This is a genomic window from Buttiauxella warmboldiae (assembly GCF_003818135.1).
In the GTDB taxonomy this organism is placed as follows: domain Bacteria; phylum Pseudomonadota; class Gammaproteobacteria; order Enterobacterales; family Enterobacteriaceae; genus Buttiauxella; species Buttiauxella warmboldiae.
Window position 1 is genome coordinate 35,260 of sequence record NZ_RPOH01000033.1, and the last position, 16,463, is coordinate 51,722.

Below are 16,463 nucleotides of genomic sequence, written 5' to 3' on the forward strand. Positions count from 1 at the left end.
CGCAGCAGCAATAAACCGATTGGTATAACCAGAGCCTGGCCCAACGAGGCAATCCCCGCCGCTTTGCGGCAGCGTGGATTACCTCGTTCTTATCGAGCGCGGCTTTCCATTACAGAGACGGTGCGGGTTCGACAGGCAAATCAGCGCGTGCGCCCCACTCACTCCACGAGCCGTCGTACAATGAAACGCCATTCACGCCCAGCGTAGTTAACGCCAGCACCACTACCGCAGCGGTGACGCCTGAACCGCAGCTTGCGATAATCGGCTGCTCAAAGCTCACGCCCTGGCGGGCGAAAATTTCACTCAGTTCGTCGGTGGTTTTTAACTGACCATTCTCCACCAGATCGCCCCAGGGAACGTTCAGCGCGCCGGGAATATGCCCACGCCGTAAACCCGGGCGCGGTTCATCAACTTGCGCGTTAAAACGTGGAGCAGGGCGGGCATCGACAATTTGCGCGGTACCTTCGTGGCTCACCAGCAAAACGTCGGTCAGGCGCTTAATGACCAGTGGGTCAAAATTGATCCCGAATTCACCTTCAGGCAGAGCCACATCACCTTGCTCAAGCGGCAGCCCTTCGCGCTGCCAGTCGGCCAGGCCACCGGCAAGAATCGATACCTTTTCCACGCCAAAAGTCCGCAGCATCCACCAGGCACGCGGGGCAGAGAACAGATTCCCCTCATCGTAAACAATCAGATGTTTATCGCTACAGATCCCTGATTCGCGCATGGCGACGGCAAAGGCTTCCGCGCGCGGCATCATATGCGGCAAAGGGCTGGTGCGATCGGACAGAGCTTCGATATCGAAAAATACCGCGCCAGGCAGATGTCCCGCACGGTATTCGCCAGGCACGTCACGGTGTTCCTGGCCGGGAGGGGCCATGCGGGCATCAATTATCTGGATGTCCGCATCATGAATATGTTCTGCGAGCCAGTCGCCCGCAACGAAGAAAGTGGTGGACATGGTTGCCTCCGGTTCATCATTGATTAACCGATTGTCGGCGTTTTTTCCCAAACCGACAAGCGACCCTGCTCAGGCGCGAGAGGTGTGACCGGATGAATTGCGCTGTTTACACGGATTGTGCAGTAGAGCGATAGTCTGATTTTTAAGCGCCCGAGCTAAAGTGTTGCTGATATTCATCTTATTTTAAGAAAATGTTATCTGCATCCATAGGCAACGCGCGCCTGGCTCATTATAATCAGCGCCAAATCATAACCGGATCTCCCTGCAGCTTGCACAATGACAGGGGGCCGGGCAAACAGAACAGACACAGAGGTAATCATGGCTATTGAACGTACTTTTTCCATCATCAAACCAAACGCGGTGGCAAAAAACGTTATTGGTAATATTTATGCTCGTTTTGAATCCGCAGGGTTTAAGATTGTTGGCGCGAAAATGCTGCACCTGACCTCCGAGCAGGCTCAGGGCTTCTATGCTGAACACGAAGGCAAACCTTTCTTTGATGGTCTGGTAGCGTTTATGACTTCCGGCCCCATCATGGTTAGCGTTCTGGAAGGTGAAAATGCCGTTCAGCGCCACCGTGATATTCTGGGGGCGACCAACCCGGCTAACGCTCTGGCGGGTACGCTGCGCGCAGATTATGCCGACAGCTTCACTGAAAACGGCACCCACGGTTCTGATTCTGTAGAATCTGCTGCCCGTGAAATCGCCTACTTCTTCGCCGAAGGTGAAATTTGCCCGCGCACGCGTTAATTCGCGCTGACTGTTAAGCGGTCGTTACATTTATTTATTGGCACATCGCTTTCAGTCATGGCATCTGCGCCATAGAATTTGTACAATGCTGCGCCCCGGACGAGCCCGCTCTCCGGGGCGTATCTTTTTAATCCACCTGGGGCCGTAACGTGTAACAACGAGGCCGGAAGAAATTATGTCAGAGCAAATTGTCACTCCTGAGACCTCCGTTTCAGTCGCTTCCAGCAAGTCAGAAAAAATTAACCTGCTGGACCTTAACCGCCAGCAGCTGCGTGAGTTCTTCGCTGATATGGGCGAAAAACCTTTCCGCGCCGATCAGGTCATGAAATGGATGTATCACTATTGCAGTGATGACTTCGATGAAATGACGGATATCAACAAAGTCCTGCGTAACAAACTGAAAGAAGTCGCTGAAATCCGCGCGCCTGAAGTGGCCGAAGAACAGCGTTCTGCCGATGGCACCATCAAATGGGCGATTAAAATTGCCGATCAGCTGGTTGAAACGGTATACATCCCGGAAGAAGATCGCGCCACGCTGTGCGTCTCTTCTCAGGTTGGCTGCGCGCTGGAATGCAAATTCTGCTCCACGGCCCAGCAGGGTTTTAACCGTAACCTGCGCGTTTCTGAAATTATCGGCCAGGTATGGCGCGCGGCGAAAATTATCGGCGCGCAGAAGAAGACCGGCGTTCGTCCGATCACTAACGTGGTGATGATGGGCATGGGCGAGCCGTTGCTGAACCTGAATAATGTGGTTCCGGCAATGGAAATTATGCTGGATGATTTCGGTTTTGGGCTTTCCAAACGTCGCGTAACGCTCTCTACTTCAGGCGTGGTGCCGGCGCTGGATAAGCTGGGTGACATGATTGATGTGGCGCTGGCCATCTCTTTGCACGCTCCGACCGATGATATTCGTGACCAGATCATGCCGATCAACAAAAAGTACAACATCGAGACGTTCCTGGCGGCGGTTCGCCGTTATCTGGAGAAATCCAATGCCAACCAGGGGCGTGTGACGGTGGAGTATGTGCTGCTCGATCACGTCAACGATGGCACCGAGCACGCCCATCAGCTGGCGGAATGCCTGAAAGATACGCCATGTAAGATTAACCTGATCCCATGGAACCCGTTCCCGGGCGCGCCTTATGGCCGCAGCTCCAACAGCCGTATCGACCGTTTCTCAAAAGTATTAATGAGTTATGGCTTCACTACCATCGTGCGTAAAACGCGTGGCGATGATATTGACGCGGCTTGTGGTCAGCTGGCTGGCGAAGTGATTGACCGCACCAAACGTACGTTACGTAAACGTATGCAAGGTGAACCTATTGAAGTTAAAGCGGTCTGATAAGCGTTTGCGTTATCCGCGTTCTACCATGCGGCAGGGTTGCTGCATGGTACAAAAAACAGCGTGTGATTGCTTGCGGTTATGCAGGTTTAGCCGGTGCCTTTAAGATTAATAATTACGGTGCGTTTCACCGGACTTTAAGGCAGTATGTAGCGGTACAACAATAGTTTAGGCGCATCTATTTACGCCATCACTGGTCGCAATTGACTGACAACGTTAAAAATGGTGTCTATGGTTAACTGACCGGTGATGAAGTTGTTCACCCCAAGCCCTTTGTTTCGGTGAACAAGTAGTTTGAGCTGAAGGTTATGTTGCCTGAAGGCTAAGCCTTCAGAACACAGATTTGTTTCGCGAAGCAGGAGTGTGGTAAGGCGGAAACGCTGTGCTGCAAGGCTCCTGCTAATTCCTCAATCGAACAGTCCCAGCAGTTGTAGCTAATGAATACTGAAGCCACTCACGAATCAAATGCAGCAAAAACCACGGGTGAACGTTTACGTGTTGCCCGTGAAGAACTCGGTCTTAGCCAACAAGCCGTGGCAGAACGCCTGTGCCTGAAAGTTTCTACCGTTCGGGATATTGAAGATGACAAGGCACCTGCCGAGTTAGCGTCGACCTTCCTGCGTGGTTATATCCGCTCTTATGCACGTCTGGTGCATATTCCGGAAGAAGAACTGTTGCCAATGATGGAAAAACAAGCGCCGATCAGAGCGGCGAAAGTCGCTCCGATGCAGAGTTTTTCATTGGGGAAACGCCGTAAGAAACGTGACGGCTGGCTGATGAGCTTTACCTGGCTTGTGTTGTTTGTTGTTGTCGGTCTGACCGGCGCCTGGTGGTGGCAAAACCATAAGGCAGCGCAGGAAGAAATCTCGACCATGGCCAATCAATCTTCAGCTGAACTTTCTGCCAGCAACGGTCATTCACAGTCGGTACCTTTGAACACCAGCGAGTCCTCAACGGCTGACGCTGTGCAGACTCCGGCTATGCCAGAAACGGCTACCGCTGATGCCGTTCAAACTCCAGCACCGGCAGCAACGGCTCAACAAACTACCCCGGCGGACTCTTCCGCTGTGGTAGCACCAGGCCAGGCTCCAGTTGATAATGCTCAGACAACTACGCCACCGGCATCCAATACCGTTCTGCCAACCGACCAGGCTGCGGTAACGGATACGGCTGTTGCTGACCCAAATGCGCTGGTGATGAACTTCAACGCCGATTGCTGGCTGGAAGTGACCGATGCGACGGGTAAAAAATTGTTCAGCGGTATGCAGCGTAAAGATGGCAATTTAAATTTAGCCGGCCAGGCGCCGTATAAGCTGAAAATTGGCGCTCCGGCGGCAGTGCAGATTCAGTTCCAGGGCAAACCTGTCGATCTGAGTCGTTTTATCAGAACTAGCCAGGTTGCACGTCTGACGGTAAGTGCTGAATAATCGCAGCCAGCATGACGCGTAATTGTGGAGATTTGTAATGCATAATGAAGCCCCTATTCAGCGTAGAAAATCCAGGCGGATCTACGTTGGGAATGTGCCAATCGGCGACGGGGCACCGATCGCCGTTCAGTCGATGACCAACACCCGCACCACGGATGTTGAAGCCACTGTTAATCAGATCAGAGCGCTGGAAAGAGTCGGAGCGGATATCGTGCGGATATCAGTGCCGACCATGGACGCGGCAGAAGCGTTCAGGCTCATCAAACAGCAGGTTAATGTTCCGTTGGTCGCTGATATCCACTTTGATTATCGAATCGCTCTCAAAGTGGCTGAGTATGGCGTCGATTGTCTGCGTATCAACCCGGGCAACATTGGTAACGAAGAGCGTATTCGCAGCGTTGTCGATTGTGCCCGTGATAAAAATATTCCGATCCGCATCGGTGTTAACGCCGGATCGCTGGAAAAAGATCTGCAGGAAAAATATGGCGAGCCAACGCCGCAGGCGCTGCTGGAATCAGCGATGCGTCATGTGGATCATCTGGATCGTCTCAACTTTGATCAATTCAAAGTCAGCGTAAAAGCCTCCGATGTTTTCCTCGCCGTAGAATCTTACCGTTTACTGGCTAAGCAGATCGATCAGCCGCTGCATCTCGGGATTACCGAAGCGGGTGGTATGCGCAGCGGCTCGGTAAAATCCGCGATTGGTTTAGGGTTACTGCTTTCAGAAGGTATTGGCGACACGCTGCGCGTTTCGCTGGCCGCCGATCCGGTTGAAGAAATCAAAGTCGGTTTCGATATCCTGAAGTCTTTGCGCATCCGCGCTCGCGGGATTAATTTTATCGCCTGCCCAACCTGTTCGCGGCAGGAGTTCGATGTTATCGGTACGGTGAACGCTCTTGAAGAGCGCCTGGAAGATATCATCACGCCGATGGACGTTTCGATTATTGGCTGCGTGGTGAACGGTCCGGGGGAAGCGCTGGTTTCCACTTTAGGGGTGACCGGCGGCAATAAGAAAAGCGGTTTCTATGAAGACGGCGTGCGCCAGCGCGAGCGAATGGATAACGACAACATGATTGCGCAGCTTGAAGCGCGTATTCGTGCCAAGGCGTCCATGCTCGATGAATCGCAGCGGATTAGCATCCAGCAGTTGGAAAAATAGTGCGAAACATGGGAAGCATTCGGCTTCCCGTGTATGATTGAACCCGCCAGACGCTTTGTGAAAGCAATCCGTCTGATTTCGGGTTCATTTTTTGTATCAATTCGGTAGAGAATAAACGTGGCAAAAAACATTCAAGCCATCCGCGGCATGAACGATTACCTGCCTGGCGAAACCGCCATCTGGCAGCGCATTGAAGGCATTCTGAAACAGGTGCTCGGCAGCTACGGCTACAGTGAAATCCGTTTGCCGATTGTAGAGCAGACCCCGTTATTCAAACGCGCCATTGGTGAAGTGACCGACGTGGTTGAAAAAGAGATGTATACCTTTGAGGACCGCAATGGCGATAGCCTGACCCTGCGTCCTGAAGGCACCGCGGGCTGCGTGCGTGCCGGTATCGAACATGGTCTTCTGTACAATCAGGAACAGCGCTTGTGGTACATCGGGCCGATGTTCCGCCATGAGCGCCCGCAAAAAGGACGCTATCGCCAGTTTAACCAGCTCGGTGTTGAAGTCTTTGGTCTGCAAGGGCCGGACATTGATGCTGAACTGATCATGCTGACGGCGCGCTGGTGGCGTGCGCTGGGTATTGACCAGCACGTCAGCCTTGAGCTGAACTCTATTGGTTCGCTGGAAGCACGCGCTAACTACCGCGATGCGCTAGTGGCGTTCCTTGAGCAGCATAAAGAGAAGCTAGACGAAGATTGCCAGCGCCGCATGTACAGCAATCCGCTGCGCGTGCTGGATTCCAAAAATCCTGAAGTGCAGGCACTGTTAGATGATGCGCCAACGCTTGGCGATTATCTGGACGAAGATTCGCGTGAACACTTCGCAGGCCTGTGTCAGTACCTGGATGCTGCCGGTATCGCGTATACCGTAAACCAGCGCCTGGTGCGCGGTCTGGATTACTACAACCGTACCGTTTTCGAATGGGTGACGAGCAGCCTGGGCTCTCAGGGCACCGTTTGCGCTGGCGGCCGTTATGACGGTCTGGTCGAGCAGCTCGGTGGTCGTGCAGCACCGGCAGTTGGTTTCGCCATGGGGCTGGAACGTCTTGTTTTACTGGTTCAGGCTATTAATCCTGAATTTAAAGCAGAATCTGTTGTCGATATTTACCTGATATCGTCAGGTCAGGGCACGCAAGCGGCGGCCATGCTGTTAGCTGAACAATTACGCGACCGGGTCCCGGCTATTAAGCTGATGACCAACTACGGCGGCGGCAACTTTAAGAAACAGTTTGTTCGTGCAGATAAGTGGGGCGCGCGCGCGGCTCTGGTGCTGGGCGAAACTGAAGTTGCCAATGGTCAGGTTGTCGTGAAGGATCTGCGCACAGGTGAGCAAACTACCGTTGAACAAACCAACGCGGTGGCTCATTTGCAGGCGCTACTGGGTTAATTTTCCCGGAGATTAATCGTTAAGGAGAAGGACGGCGTGGAAATTTACGAAAACGATAACGAACAGGTTGATGCGGTAAAACGCTTCTTTGCGGAAAACGGCAAAGCGCTGGTGGTTGGCGTGGTGCTGGGTATTGGCGCACTGGTTGGCTGGCGTTACTGGAACGGCCAGCAGACTGAAAGCGCCATGGCGTCTTCGCTGGAATATCAAACGGTGACAGAGGCTGTGCGTGCCGATAATCCTGCCACGCTGAACGCCGCTGAGAAATTCGCCGCCGACACCAAAAATACCTATGGCGCTCTGGCATCGCTGGAGCTGGCTCAGAAGTACGCGGATAGCAACGACCTCGCCAAAGCGGCAGCGCAGCTGCAGCAGGGTCTTGCCAATACCGGCGATGAAAATTTGCAGGCGCTGATCAATGCACGTCTGGCACGTATTCAAATACAACAAAAGCAAGCAGATGCGGCGCTGAAAACCCTCGACGGTATTAAAGGCGAAGGTTGGGTAGCCATTGTTGCTGATTTACGCGGTGAAGCGCTGCTCAGCAAAGGGGATAAGCAAGGTGCACGCGATGCGTGGAGCAAAGGCTCGCAAACCGACGCATCTCCGGCCCTGCGTGAAATGATGCAGATGAAAATTAATAATTTGTCGAGCTAAGAGGGACCCGATGCAATTGCGTAAACTATTTGTACCAGGGCTGCTTTCTCTGACGCTGCTCAGCGGTTGTTCGCTGTTTAGCGGTGAAGAAGACGTGGTAAAGATGTCTCCACTGCCGACGGTTGAAAACCAGTTCGAACCGGAAAAATCATGGAGCACCTCCGTTGGCAGCGGTATTGGTGATTTCTACTCCAATCTGCATCCAGCCTGGCTGGATGGCAATATCTATGCCGCCGATCGTCGTGGTACCGTGAAAGCCGTTAACGCGGACGATGGTAAAGAGATCTGGTCTGTCGATCTTTCTGAAAAGACCAATTTCTACTCCAGCAACCTGCCAGCACAGCTTTCTGGTGGCGTAACGGTTGATGGCGCACATGTTTACGTTGGCAGTGAGAAAGCCCAGCTTTATGCGCTTAACACCTCTGACGGAAGTATCGCATGGCAAAGCAAAGCCGCAGGTGAAGTACTCTCTCGCCCGGTGGTCAGCGATGGTTTAGTTCTGGTACACACCAGCAACGGTCAGCTTCAGGCGTTCGACGAGGCTGACGGCGCGGTGAAATGGACCGTCAACCTGGATATGCCAGCGCTGTCTCTGCGTGGCGAATCCGCTCCGGCGGTGGCATTTGGTGCGGCTATTGTGGGTGGTGATAACGGCCGCGTTAGCGCCGTGCTGATGAAGCAGGGCCAGATGATTTGGCAACAGCGTATCTCTCAGGCAACCGGCGCTACGGAAATTGACCGCCTGAGCGATGTTGATACTACGCCCGTTATCGTTAACGGAGTGGTTTATGCCCTGGCCTATAACGGCAACCTGACGGCGCTGGACTTACGTTCAGGCCAGGTGATGTGGAAACGTGAACTGGGTTCGGTAAACGACTTTATCGTTGATGCGAACCGTATTTTCCTTGTCGATCAGAATGACCGCGTTGTGGCGTTGAACGCGGATGGCGGCGTGACGCTGTGGACGCAAAGCGATTTGCTGCACCGCAATCTGACCTCTCCTGTTCTGTACAACGGCTATCTGGTTGTCGGCGACAGCGAAGGTTATATGCACTGGATCAATGCTGACGATGGTCGCTTTGTTGCCCAACAAAAAGTGGACAGCTCCGGTTTCCAGACCGAGCCGGTTGTTGCCAGCGACAAGCTGCTGATTCAGGCAAAAGACGGTACGCTATACGCTCTCAAGCGCTAAACTTGCCTGAAGTAATAAGTGCAAAACGGTTCCCGTAGTCCGGGAGCCGTTTGCTGTTTTTAGAAACGATGTGATTTAACGTCGTTTGATGATGAATTTTGAGTTATGAGGTTTTAATCATGGTACCTGTGGTTGCGCTCGTCGGGCGCCCTAATGTCGGAAAATCCACGTTGTTTAACCGCTTGACGCGTACCCGAGATGCGCTGGTCGCGGATTTCCCGGGGCTGACTCGCGACCGCAAGTATGGTCGTGCTGAAGTGGAAGGTCGCGAATTTATTGCTATTGATACCGGCGGTATTGATGGCACGGAAGATGGTGTGGAAACCCACATGGCTGCACAATCGCTGTTGGCGATTGAAGAAGCCGATGTGGTGCTGTTTATGGTGGATGCGCGTGCAGGGCTGATGCCTGCCGACGAAGCTATTGCTAAGCACCTGCGTTCTCGTCAGAAGCCTACCTTCCTGGTGGCCAACAAAACTGACGGTATGGACCCCGATCAGGCGGTAATTGATTTCTACTCCCTGGGCTTAGGTGAAATTCACCCTATTGCCGCTTCTCATGGCCGTGGCGTGACAACCCTTCTTGAGCACGTTATGATCCCCTTTATCGATGATAAAAATCCGCGTGAACCGGAAGAAGAGATCGATGAAGATGCTGCCTACTGGGCGGCATTCAATGCTAAACATGGCATTGTCTCTGAAGACGATGAAATTCCTGAAGAGGAAGAAGAAGAGGCCTTCAACCCTATCGATTTGCCTATCAAACTGGCGATCGTTGGCCGTCCAAACGTTGGTAAGTCAACGCTTACCAACCGTATTCTTGGCGAAGACCGCGTGGTGGTTTACGACATGCCGGGGACCACACGCGACAGCATCTACATCCCGATGGAGCGCGACGAGCGTGAATACATTCTTATCGACACCGCAGGGGTGCGTAAGCGTGGCAAAATCACCGAAACCGTTGAGAAATTCTCGGTAATCAAGACGCTGCAAGCGATTGAAGATGCCAACGTTGTGATGCTGGTGATTGATGCGCGCGAAGGTATTTCTGACCAGGATCTCTCTCTGCTCGGCTTTATCCTCAATAGCGGGCGCTCACTGGTGATTGTGGTCAACAAGTGGGATGGCCTGAGCAACGAAGTCAGAGAGCAGGTTAAAGAGACGCTGGATTACCGTCTTGGCTTTATCGACTTTGCTCGAGTGCACTTCATCTCCGCACTGCACGGCAGCGGCGTAGGTAACCTGTTCGAATCCGTTCGTGAAGCGTATGACAGCTCCACGCGTCGCGTAAGCACTGCGTTGCTGACTCGCATCATGACTATGGCGGCAGAAGATCACCAGCCACCGTTGGTTCGTGGCCGCCGCGTTAAGCTGAAATATGCGCACGCCGGTGGTTATAACCCACCAATCGTGGTGATCCACGGCAACCAGGTCAAAGACCTGCCGGATTCCTACAAGCGCTATCTGATGAACTACTTCCGCAAATCGCTGGATGTGATGGGTACGCCAATCCGTATTCAGTTCAAAGAAGGGGAGAACCCGTTTGCCAACAAACGTAACACCCTGACGCCAAACCAAATGCGTAAACGTAAGCGCCTGATCAAGCACATCAAGAAAAGCAAATAATTGCTTGCGGGGATAACCTGTTTCCGAAAAATAAAAACCCGACTTTGCGTCGGGTTTTTTTATAATTATGACTTCACACCGTATTTATTTTGCAGCTCACTGATACGCTGCTGATAAGCATCCTGCAGGCAGGCGTTTTTATCGTCTTCTTTCCAGCACTCATTTCTTCCTTTAATCCAGCCGCGCTGTTCAGCTTTCAGCATAGAGTTATTGTTGGATTTCACCAGCGCCTTTTTATAGGTTGCAGCCAGCTTAACGTCAAGGGCAGACAATGTGCCGCTCTGGCAAATAAGCTCTTCCATGCTGCCTTGAGTGACTGCAGCGCAAGAGAATGATGGGCCTGATGTTGCGGACGTTTTTTTCTGCGCGGCAGGGGCAAAACTCACCTCATCTTCGGCTAAACAAACCCCATGAACGCGGTTTGGGCGCGTGAAGGAGATTTCAGGATTTCCATCAGCCGTGCGCATAATGCTAATGACGGTTTTCCCGCTGGTGGCTTCCCAGTAGGTTGGGCTGCTCTGTTTCACGGCGGCTTTCTGGCCATCGACCCAGACTCCACCTTTGCCATCGCTGTACACGCCACCGGTTTTTCCGCAGCTGAAATTGAAGGGCTGAGGAGGCGCTGCGAATGAGGCCAGTGGAATAAGCGACAGTGCGAGTAAAATTAATTTTTTCATTGCAAACTCCAGAGGAAAATCAACGCCAGGAATGTTTTGTAGTATATCACCCGATCGGAGACAGGGCGGTAATTACCCGGTAAAGGCAGACAGGAACGGAGCGTTGTTGATGCTTAATGGCATGTTTGTCTTTATCATCAGGATCAAGACGTTCAGCGAATGGTTGTTAAGGAGTGATGATGGAAACTAAATGCCCGGTATGTGAAAAACAGCTACAGCAAACAGATTCAGGCGCGCGCTGCGAATCCTGCCAGCAGGATTTTCATCTGCAAGCCCGCTGCCCGGAGTGCCATAAGCCGCTGGAAGTTTTAAAAGCCTGCGGCGCCATCGACTATTTCTGCCAGAACGGCCACGGATTGATATCGAAGAAACGCGTCGAATTCGTGCCCGTTGCTAGCTAACTTCTAGCTTTTCGCTGGCGATTTGCGCTTGCGTACCGCTTTCACCGGCGTAATGCCGGTGACCTGGCTTTCCACCCAACCATCTTCCAGACGCGTAGTAAGCGTATCCCCGGATTGCACTTGTTTGGTTTTTTCAGCACTTTGCCATCTGTCGCCGTTGTTACGCTATAGCCACGCGCGAGCGTTGCCAGCGGGCTGACCGCTTCAAGCTGCGCGATAGCTGTGCCAAAGCGCTGACGAGTGTGGCTCAGTCGCGCGGTAACAACCTGTGATAAACGATATTCCAGCTGCTGTAAACGAGTCTGCGCGCGATGAATTCGAGCTTGTGGTTGTTGCTGGTTCAAACGCTGCATCAGGCGCTGCTGCTGTTGCGAACTGCGGCGCAGTTTTGCGTCCATCGCCACGGTCAAACGCTGCTGTAAACGCTCAAGGGTCGTTTGCTGGCGCGCCAGACGCAGCTGCGGATGCTGTTGCTGCAAACGGTGATACAGGCGGGTGAAATGCTGCGTACGCTGGGCGAGATAGTAATCCATCGCCATTTCCATACGCTGCTGTTGAGACTGTAGCTGACGCAATAATTCGAGCTGATTACGGCTGACAATTTCTGCGGCGGCTGAAGGCGTTGGTGCGCGGACATCCGCCACAAAATCGGCGATCGTGAGGTCAGTTTCATGCCCTACGGCGCTAACGACCGGAATCGCACTGGCGAAAATCGCCCGTGCAACGCGCTCATCGTTAAAGCTCCATAAATCTTCCAGCGAACCGCCGCCGCGCCCGACAATCAGCACGTCACACTCTTTGCGTAAGTTTGCCCGTTCGATGGCGCGCACGATTTGCATCGGGGCATCAGCGCCCTGGACTGCGGTGGGATAAATAATTACCGGCAGGGAAGGGTCACGGCGTTTAAGCACATGCAGAATGTCATGCAGCGCGGCACCGGTTTTTGAAGTAATAACCCCAATCTGGCGCGCAGGCGTTGGCAATGGCTGTTTATGAATTTGCTCAAACAGGCCTTCGGCGGTGAGACGCTGTTTTAGTTCTTCGTACTGCTGCTGCAACAGTCCTTCACCCGCAGGCTGCATGCTTTCAACAATAATCTGGTAGTCACCGCGTGGTTCGTACAGCGTAAGAGTCGCACGCACCAAAACCTGCTGCCCATGCTGTGGGCGGAAGGTCACGCGGCGATTGCTGTTGCGGAACATCGCGCCGCGAATCTGAGCGGTATCGTCCTTGAGGGTGAAATACCAGTGGCCGGAAGCCGGTTGGGTGAAGTTGGAAATTTCACCGCTGATCCAGACCTGCCCCATCTGTTGTTCCAGCAGCATGCGGACCGTCTGATTCAGGCGGCTGACGGTAAAAATTGCAGGGGTATTTATCGTTGACATGTGACCTGGATCAAACTCTAAATCAGCAAGTTATTCGGTCAATAGTATCTTTCATCGCGTACATGGCAAGGAGTTTTCTAAAAAAAGTGTGGATGCAATCGATTACGCTCTGTATAATGCCGCGGCAATATTTTATCTGTTCTCATTCACCCCAGGTTGAGATATTGCCATGCTACGAATCGCTAAAGAAGCACTGACGTTTGATGACGTTCTCCTCGTTCCAGCTCACTCTACAGTTCTGCCTAACACGGCCGATCTCAGCACCCAACTGACCAAAACTATTCGTTTAAATATCCCTATGCTCTCCGCAGCTATGGATACCGTAACGGAAGCCCGTCTGGCCATTGCATTGGCTCAGGAAGGTGGACTTGGTTTCATCCACAAAAATATGTCGATTGAGCGCCAGGCTTTCGAAGTCAAACGCGTGAAGAAACACGAAAGTGGCGTTGTGACTGACCCACAAACCGTGCTGCCGACCACCACTCTGCATGAAGTTAAAGAGCTCACCGCACGTAACGGTTTCGCGGGTTACCCTGTTGTGACAGAAGCCAACGAGCTGGTCGGTATCATTACCGGCCGTGACGTTCGCTTTGTTACCGATCTGAACCAGCCTGTTAGCGTCTACATGACCCCGAAAGAGCGTCTGGTTACCGTGAAAGAAGGCGAGGCGCGTGAGGTTGTGCTGTCTAAAATGCACGAGAAACGCGTTGAGAAGGCGCTGGTTGTCGATGGCAACTTCCATCTGCGCGGTATGATCACCGTAAAAGACTTCCAGAAAGCAGAACGTAAACCTAACGCCTGTAAGGACGACCAGGGCCGTTTGCGCGTTGGGGCAGCAGTTGGCGCAGGTGCGGGCAACGAAGAGCGTATCGACGCTCTGGTGGCCGCTGGTGTCGATGTTTTGCTGATTGACTCCTCTCATGGTCACTCCGAAGGCGTTCTGCAACGTATTCGTGAAACTCGCGCTAAATATCCTGACCTGCAAATTATTGGCGGCAACGTAGCAACCGCTAGCGGCGCGCGTGCGCTGGCTGATGCTGGCGTGAGTGCGGTGAAAGTGGGCATCGGCCCTGGCTCCATCTGCACCACACGTATCGTTACCGGTGTGGGCGTACCGCAAATCACTGCGGTTGCAGACGCGGTTGAAGCGCTGGAAGGTACCGGCATTCCTGTTATCGCTGACGGCGGCATCCGCTTCTCTGGCGATATTGCCAAAGCTATCGCGGCGGGCGCTTCTGCGGTGATGGTTGGCGGGATGCTGGCAGGGACCGAAGAATCTCCGGGTGAAATCGAACTTTACCAGGGCCGTTCTTTCAAATCCTACCGCGGTATGGGTTCTCTGGGGGCGATGTCTAAAGGCTCTTCGGACCGTTATTTCCAGACGGACAACGCAGCGGACAAACTGGTGCCGGAAGGTATTGAAGGCCGCGTGGCTTACAAAGGGCGCCTGAAAGAGATCGTTCACCAGCAGATGGGGGGCCTGCGTTCATGCATGGGGCTGACCGGCTGTGGCACTATCGATGAGCTGCGCACTAAGGCTGAATTTGTACGCATCAGCGGTGCGGGTATTCAGGAAAGTCACGTTCACGATGTGACGATCACCAAAGAGTCCCCGAACTATCGCATGGGTTCCTGATCCTTCTCGCCCGGCCCTGCGCCGGGCGATTTACTTCATCTGTTTCACTTGCCTCGGAATTAGCGTTAATGACGGAAAATATCCATAAACATCGCATACTTATCCTTGATTTCGGTTCTCAGTACACCCAACTGGTGGCGCGCCGCGTGCGTGAGCTGGGCGTTTACTGCGAGCTGTGGGCATGGGATGTCACGGAAGCACAGATTCGTGATTTCAACCCAAGCGGTATCATCCTGTCTGGTGGCCCGGAAAGCACCACCGAGCTGAACAGCCCGCGTGCTCCTGAGTACGTGTTTGAAGCAGGCGTGCCGGTATTCGGCGTGTGCTATGGCATGCAGACCATGGCGATGCAGCTTGGCGGCCATGTGGAAGGCTCTAACGAACGTGAGTTCGGCTACGCACAGGTGGAAGTGAAAACTGACAGCGCGCTGGTGCGCGGCATTGAAGATTCTTTAAGTGCGGATGGCAAACCGCTGCTGGATGTCTGGATGAGCCACGGCGATAAAGTCACCGCCATCCCTGCAGATTTCGTGACCGTTGCCAGTACCGAAACCTGCCCGTTCGCGATTATGGCGCACGAAGAAAAACGTTTTTATGGCGTGCAGTTCCACCCGGAAGTGACCCACACCCGCCAGGGCCTGCGTCTGCTGGAGCGTTTTGTTCTGGAGATCTGCGGCTGCGAAGCGCTGTGGACGCCGGCAAAAATTATCGAAGATGCAATTGTTCGCCTGCGTGAACAAATTGGCGACGATAAAGTGATTCTGGGCTTGTCCGGCGGCGTGGACTCTTCCGTTACCGCCATGCTGCTGCACCGCGCCATTGGCGACCGTCTGACTTGCGTATTCGTGGATAACGGCCTGCTGCGTTTGAACGAAGCCCAGCAGGTGATGGACATGTTTGGCGACCACTTCGGCCTGAACATCATCCACGTTGAAGGCGAAGAGCGCTTCCTGTCCGCGCTGGCGGGCGAGAACGATCCAGAAGCGAAGCGTAAAATCATCGGCCGTGTGTTCGTCGAAGTGTTCGATGAAGAAGCGCTGAAACTGGAAGAAGTGAAATGGCTGGCGCAGGGGACTATTTACCCTGACGTTATCGAATCTGCTGCATCTGCAACCGGTAAAGCGCACGTTATCAAATCTCACCACAACGTGGGCGGCCTGCCGAAAGAGATGAAGATGGGGCTGGTTGAGCCACTGCGTGAGCTGTTCAAAGACGAAGTGCGCAAAATTGGTCTGGAGCTGGGCTTGCCGTACGACATGCTTTACCGCCATCCGTTCCCGGGCCCGGGCCTTGGGGTACGCGTGCTGGGCGAAGTGAAGAAAGAGTATTGCGACCTGCTGCGTCGCGCCGACGCCATCTTTATTGAAGAGCTGCACAAAGCCGATCTCTACAACAAAGTTAGCCAGGCGTTCACCGTGTTCCTGCCGGTGCGTTCGGTTGGTGTAATGGGCGATGGGCGTAAATACGATTGGGTTGTTTCACTGCGTGCGGTTGAAACCATCGACTTTATGACCGCGCATTGGGCACATCTGCCATACGACTTCCTTGGCCGCGTTTCCAACCGTATTATCAACGAAGTGAACGGTATTTCCCGTGTGGTTTACGATATTTCTGGTAAACCGCCAGCGACTATTGAGTGGGAATAAGCCGATAACCCTTCCTGAATTTTCATGAACAGGTAAAACTACAATCAACCCTCTGTTTTTACAGAGGGTTTTTCTTTTTGTGCATTCATGAATTTTCTATGTAGCGCACATTTTTTGACGGTAAATTTGACGGTATCGTTGAAAAAGCAGACAGTTCTCTATGGTGAATTACGTACAGTTAGTTATTCGATTCTGACGGTATTTCAGGAGGGC

At 53.1% G+C, this 16,463-nt stretch carries 13 protein-coding genes and 1 pseudogene; 11 read left to right on the plus strand and 3 right to left on the minus strand.

All coding sequences use genetic code 11. The features are described 5' to 3' along the window. Nucleotides 1-109 precede the first annotated feature (109 nt). Nucleotides 110-961, minus strand: coding sequence for a 3-mercaptopyruvate sulfurtransferase (gene sseA / locus EHN07_RS09520; protein WP_124023930.1), 852 nt, complete (start codon nucleotides 959-961; stop codon nucleotides 110-112). Nucleotides 962-1,279: 318 nt separating this feature from the next. On the opposite strand from sseA, the gene ndk reads away from it, so the two are divergent. The 8 genes from ndk to der all read left to right on the plus strand — a co-directional run bounded on the left by ndk (nucleotide 1,280) and on the right by der (nucleotide 10,505). Continuing rightward, nucleotides 1,280-1,711, plus strand: a complete 432-nt coding sequence (gene ndk / locus EHN07_RS09525) for a nucleoside-diphosphate kinase (protein ID WP_124023931.1) — start codon at nucleotides 1,280-1,282, stop codon at nucleotides 1,709-1,711. Between the two features lie 175 nt (nucleotides 1,712-1,886). Then, the gene (gene rlmN / locus EHN07_RS09530; protein ID WP_124023932.1) at nucleotides 1,887-3,053 is read left to right on the plus strand and encodes a dual-specificity RNA methyltransferase RlmN; all 1,167 of its coding nucleotides are present in this window, start codon (nucleotides 1,887-1,889) and stop codon (nucleotides 3,051-3,053) included. A gap of 437 nt (nucleotides 3,054-3,490) precedes the next feature. Beyond that, nucleotides 3,491-4,480, plus strand: a complete 990-nt coding sequence (gene rodZ / locus EHN07_RS09535) for a cytoskeleton protein RodZ (protein ID WP_124023933.1) — start codon at nucleotides 3,491-3,493, stop codon at nucleotides 4,478-4,480. 37 nt (nucleotides 4,481-4,517) lie between these two features. Beyond that, entirely contained in the window at nucleotides 4,518-5,639 is a 1,122-nt protein-coding gene (gene ispG, locus EHN07_RS09540; protein WP_124023934.1) for a flavodoxin-dependent (E)-4-hydroxy-3-methylbut-2-enyl-diphosphate synthase, read from the plus strand. A 117-nt stretch (nucleotides 5,640-5,756) separates the two neighbouring features. Further along, nucleotides 5,757-7,031 carry a histidine--tRNA ligase gene (gene hisS / locus EHN07_RS09545; RefSeq protein ID WP_124023935.1) on the plus strand — a complete coding sequence of 425 codons (1,275 nt, stop codon included), beginning with the start codon at nucleotides 5,757-5,759 and terminating at the stop codon, nucleotides 7,029-7,031. 36 nt (nucleotides 7,032-7,067) lie between these two features. Continuing rightward, nucleotides 7,068-7,688 (plus strand): YfgM family protein, encoded by a 621-nt coding sequence (locus EHN07_RS09550; protein ID WP_124023936.1) that lies wholly within the window; start codon nucleotides 7,068-7,070, stop codon nucleotides 7,686-7,688. Nucleotides 7,689-7,698: 10 nt separating this feature from the next. Beyond that, nucleotides 7,699-8,880 (plus strand): outer membrane protein assembly factor BamB, encoded by a 1,182-nt coding sequence (gene bamB, locus EHN07_RS09555; protein WP_124023937.1) that lies wholly within the window; start codon nucleotides 7,699-7,701, stop codon nucleotides 8,878-8,880. Nucleotides 8,881-8,999: 119 nt separating this feature from the next. After that, a complete protein-coding gene (gene der / locus EHN07_RS09560) occupies nucleotides 9,000-10,505 on the plus strand; it encodes a ribosome biogenesis GTPase Der (protein WP_124023938.1) in 1,506 nt (501 codons plus the stop codon). Nucleotides 10,506-10,570: 65 nt separating this feature from the next. Here the strand turns inward: der and EHN07_RS09565 are convergent, their stop codons facing one another. After that, complete coding sequence (locus EHN07_RS09565; RefSeq protein ID WP_124023939.1) at nucleotides 10,571-11,182, minus strand: lysozyme inhibitor LprI family protein; 612 nt, start codon at nucleotides 11,180-11,182, stop codon at nucleotides 10,571-10,573. Between the two features lie 179 nt (nucleotides 11,183-11,361). Between EHN07_RS09565 and EHN07_RS09570 the strand changes: the two genes are divergently transcribed. Continuing rightward, nucleotides 11,362-11,583, plus strand: coding sequence for a zinc ribbon domain-containing protein (locus EHN07_RS09570; protein ID WP_124023952.1), 222 nt, complete (start codon nucleotides 11,362-11,364; stop codon nucleotides 11,581-11,583). Between the two features lie 3 nt (nucleotides 11,584-11,586). On the opposite strand, the pseudogene xseA reads toward EHN07_RS09570, so the two are convergent. Next, nucleotides 11,587-12,968, minus strand: a pseudogene (gene xseA, locus EHN07_RS09575) (exodeoxyribonuclease VII large subunit). A gap of 169 nt (nucleotides 12,969-13,137) precedes the next feature. Here xseA and guaB point away from each other — a divergent pair. Next, a complete protein-coding gene (guaB, locus tag EHN07_RS09580; protein ID WP_124023940.1) occupies nucleotides 13,138-14,604 on the plus strand; it encodes an IMP dehydrogenase in 1,467 nt (488 codons plus the stop codon). A 68-nt stretch (nucleotides 14,605-14,672) separates the two neighbouring features. Next, on the plus strand, nucleotides 14,673-16,250 hold the full coding sequence (guaA, locus tag EHN07_RS09585) for a glutamine-hydrolyzing GMP synthase (RefSeq protein WP_124023941.1): 1,578 nt from the start codon (nucleotides 14,673-14,675) through the stop codon (nucleotides 16,248-16,250). Nucleotides 16,251-16,463: the final 213 nt, after the last annotated feature.

Excerpts from the sequence above, each read along its gene's own strand:
- EHN07_RS09570 (WP_124023952.1), top strand. The coding sequence starts at position 11,362 with ATGGAAACTAAATGCCCGGTATGTGAAAAACAGCTACAGCAAACAGAT.
- der (WP_124023938.1), top strand. The coding sequence starts at position 9,000 with ATGGTACCTGTGGTTGCGCTCGTCGGGCGCCCTAATGTCGGAAAATCC.
- bamB (WP_124023937.1), top strand. The coding sequence starts at position 7,699 with ATGCAATTGCGTAAACTATTTGTACCAGGGCTGCTTTCTCTGACGCTG.
- sseA (WP_124023930.1), bottom strand. The coding sequence starts at position 961 with ATGTCCACCACTTTCTTCGTTGCGGGCGACTGGCTCGCAGAACATATT.
- rodZ (WP_124023933.1), top strand. The coding sequence starts at position 3,491 with ATGAATACTGAAGCCACTCACGAATCAAATGCAGCAAAAACCACGGGT.
- EHN07_RS09565 (WP_124023939.1), bottom strand. The coding sequence starts at position 11,182 with ATGAAAAAATTAATTTTACTCGCACTGTCGCTTATTCCACTGGCCTCA.
- ndk (WP_124023931.1), top strand. The coding sequence starts at position 1,280 with ATGGCTATTGAACGTACTTTTTCCATCATCAAACCAAACGCGGTGGCA.
- rlmN (WP_124023932.1), top strand. The coding sequence starts at position 1,887 with ATGTCAGAGCAAATTGTCACTCCTGAGACCTCCGTTTCAGTCGCTTCC.
- guaA (WP_124023941.1), top strand. The coding sequence starts at position 14,673 with ATGACGGAAAATATCCATAAACATCGCATACTTATCCTTGATTTCGGT.
- ispG (WP_124023934.1), top strand. The coding sequence starts at position 4,518 with ATGCATAATGAAGCCCCTATTCAGCGTAGAAAATCCAGGCGGATCTAC.
- guaB (WP_124023940.1), top strand. The coding sequence starts at position 13,138 with ATGCTACGAATCGCTAAAGAAGCACTGACGTTTGATGACGTTCTCCTC.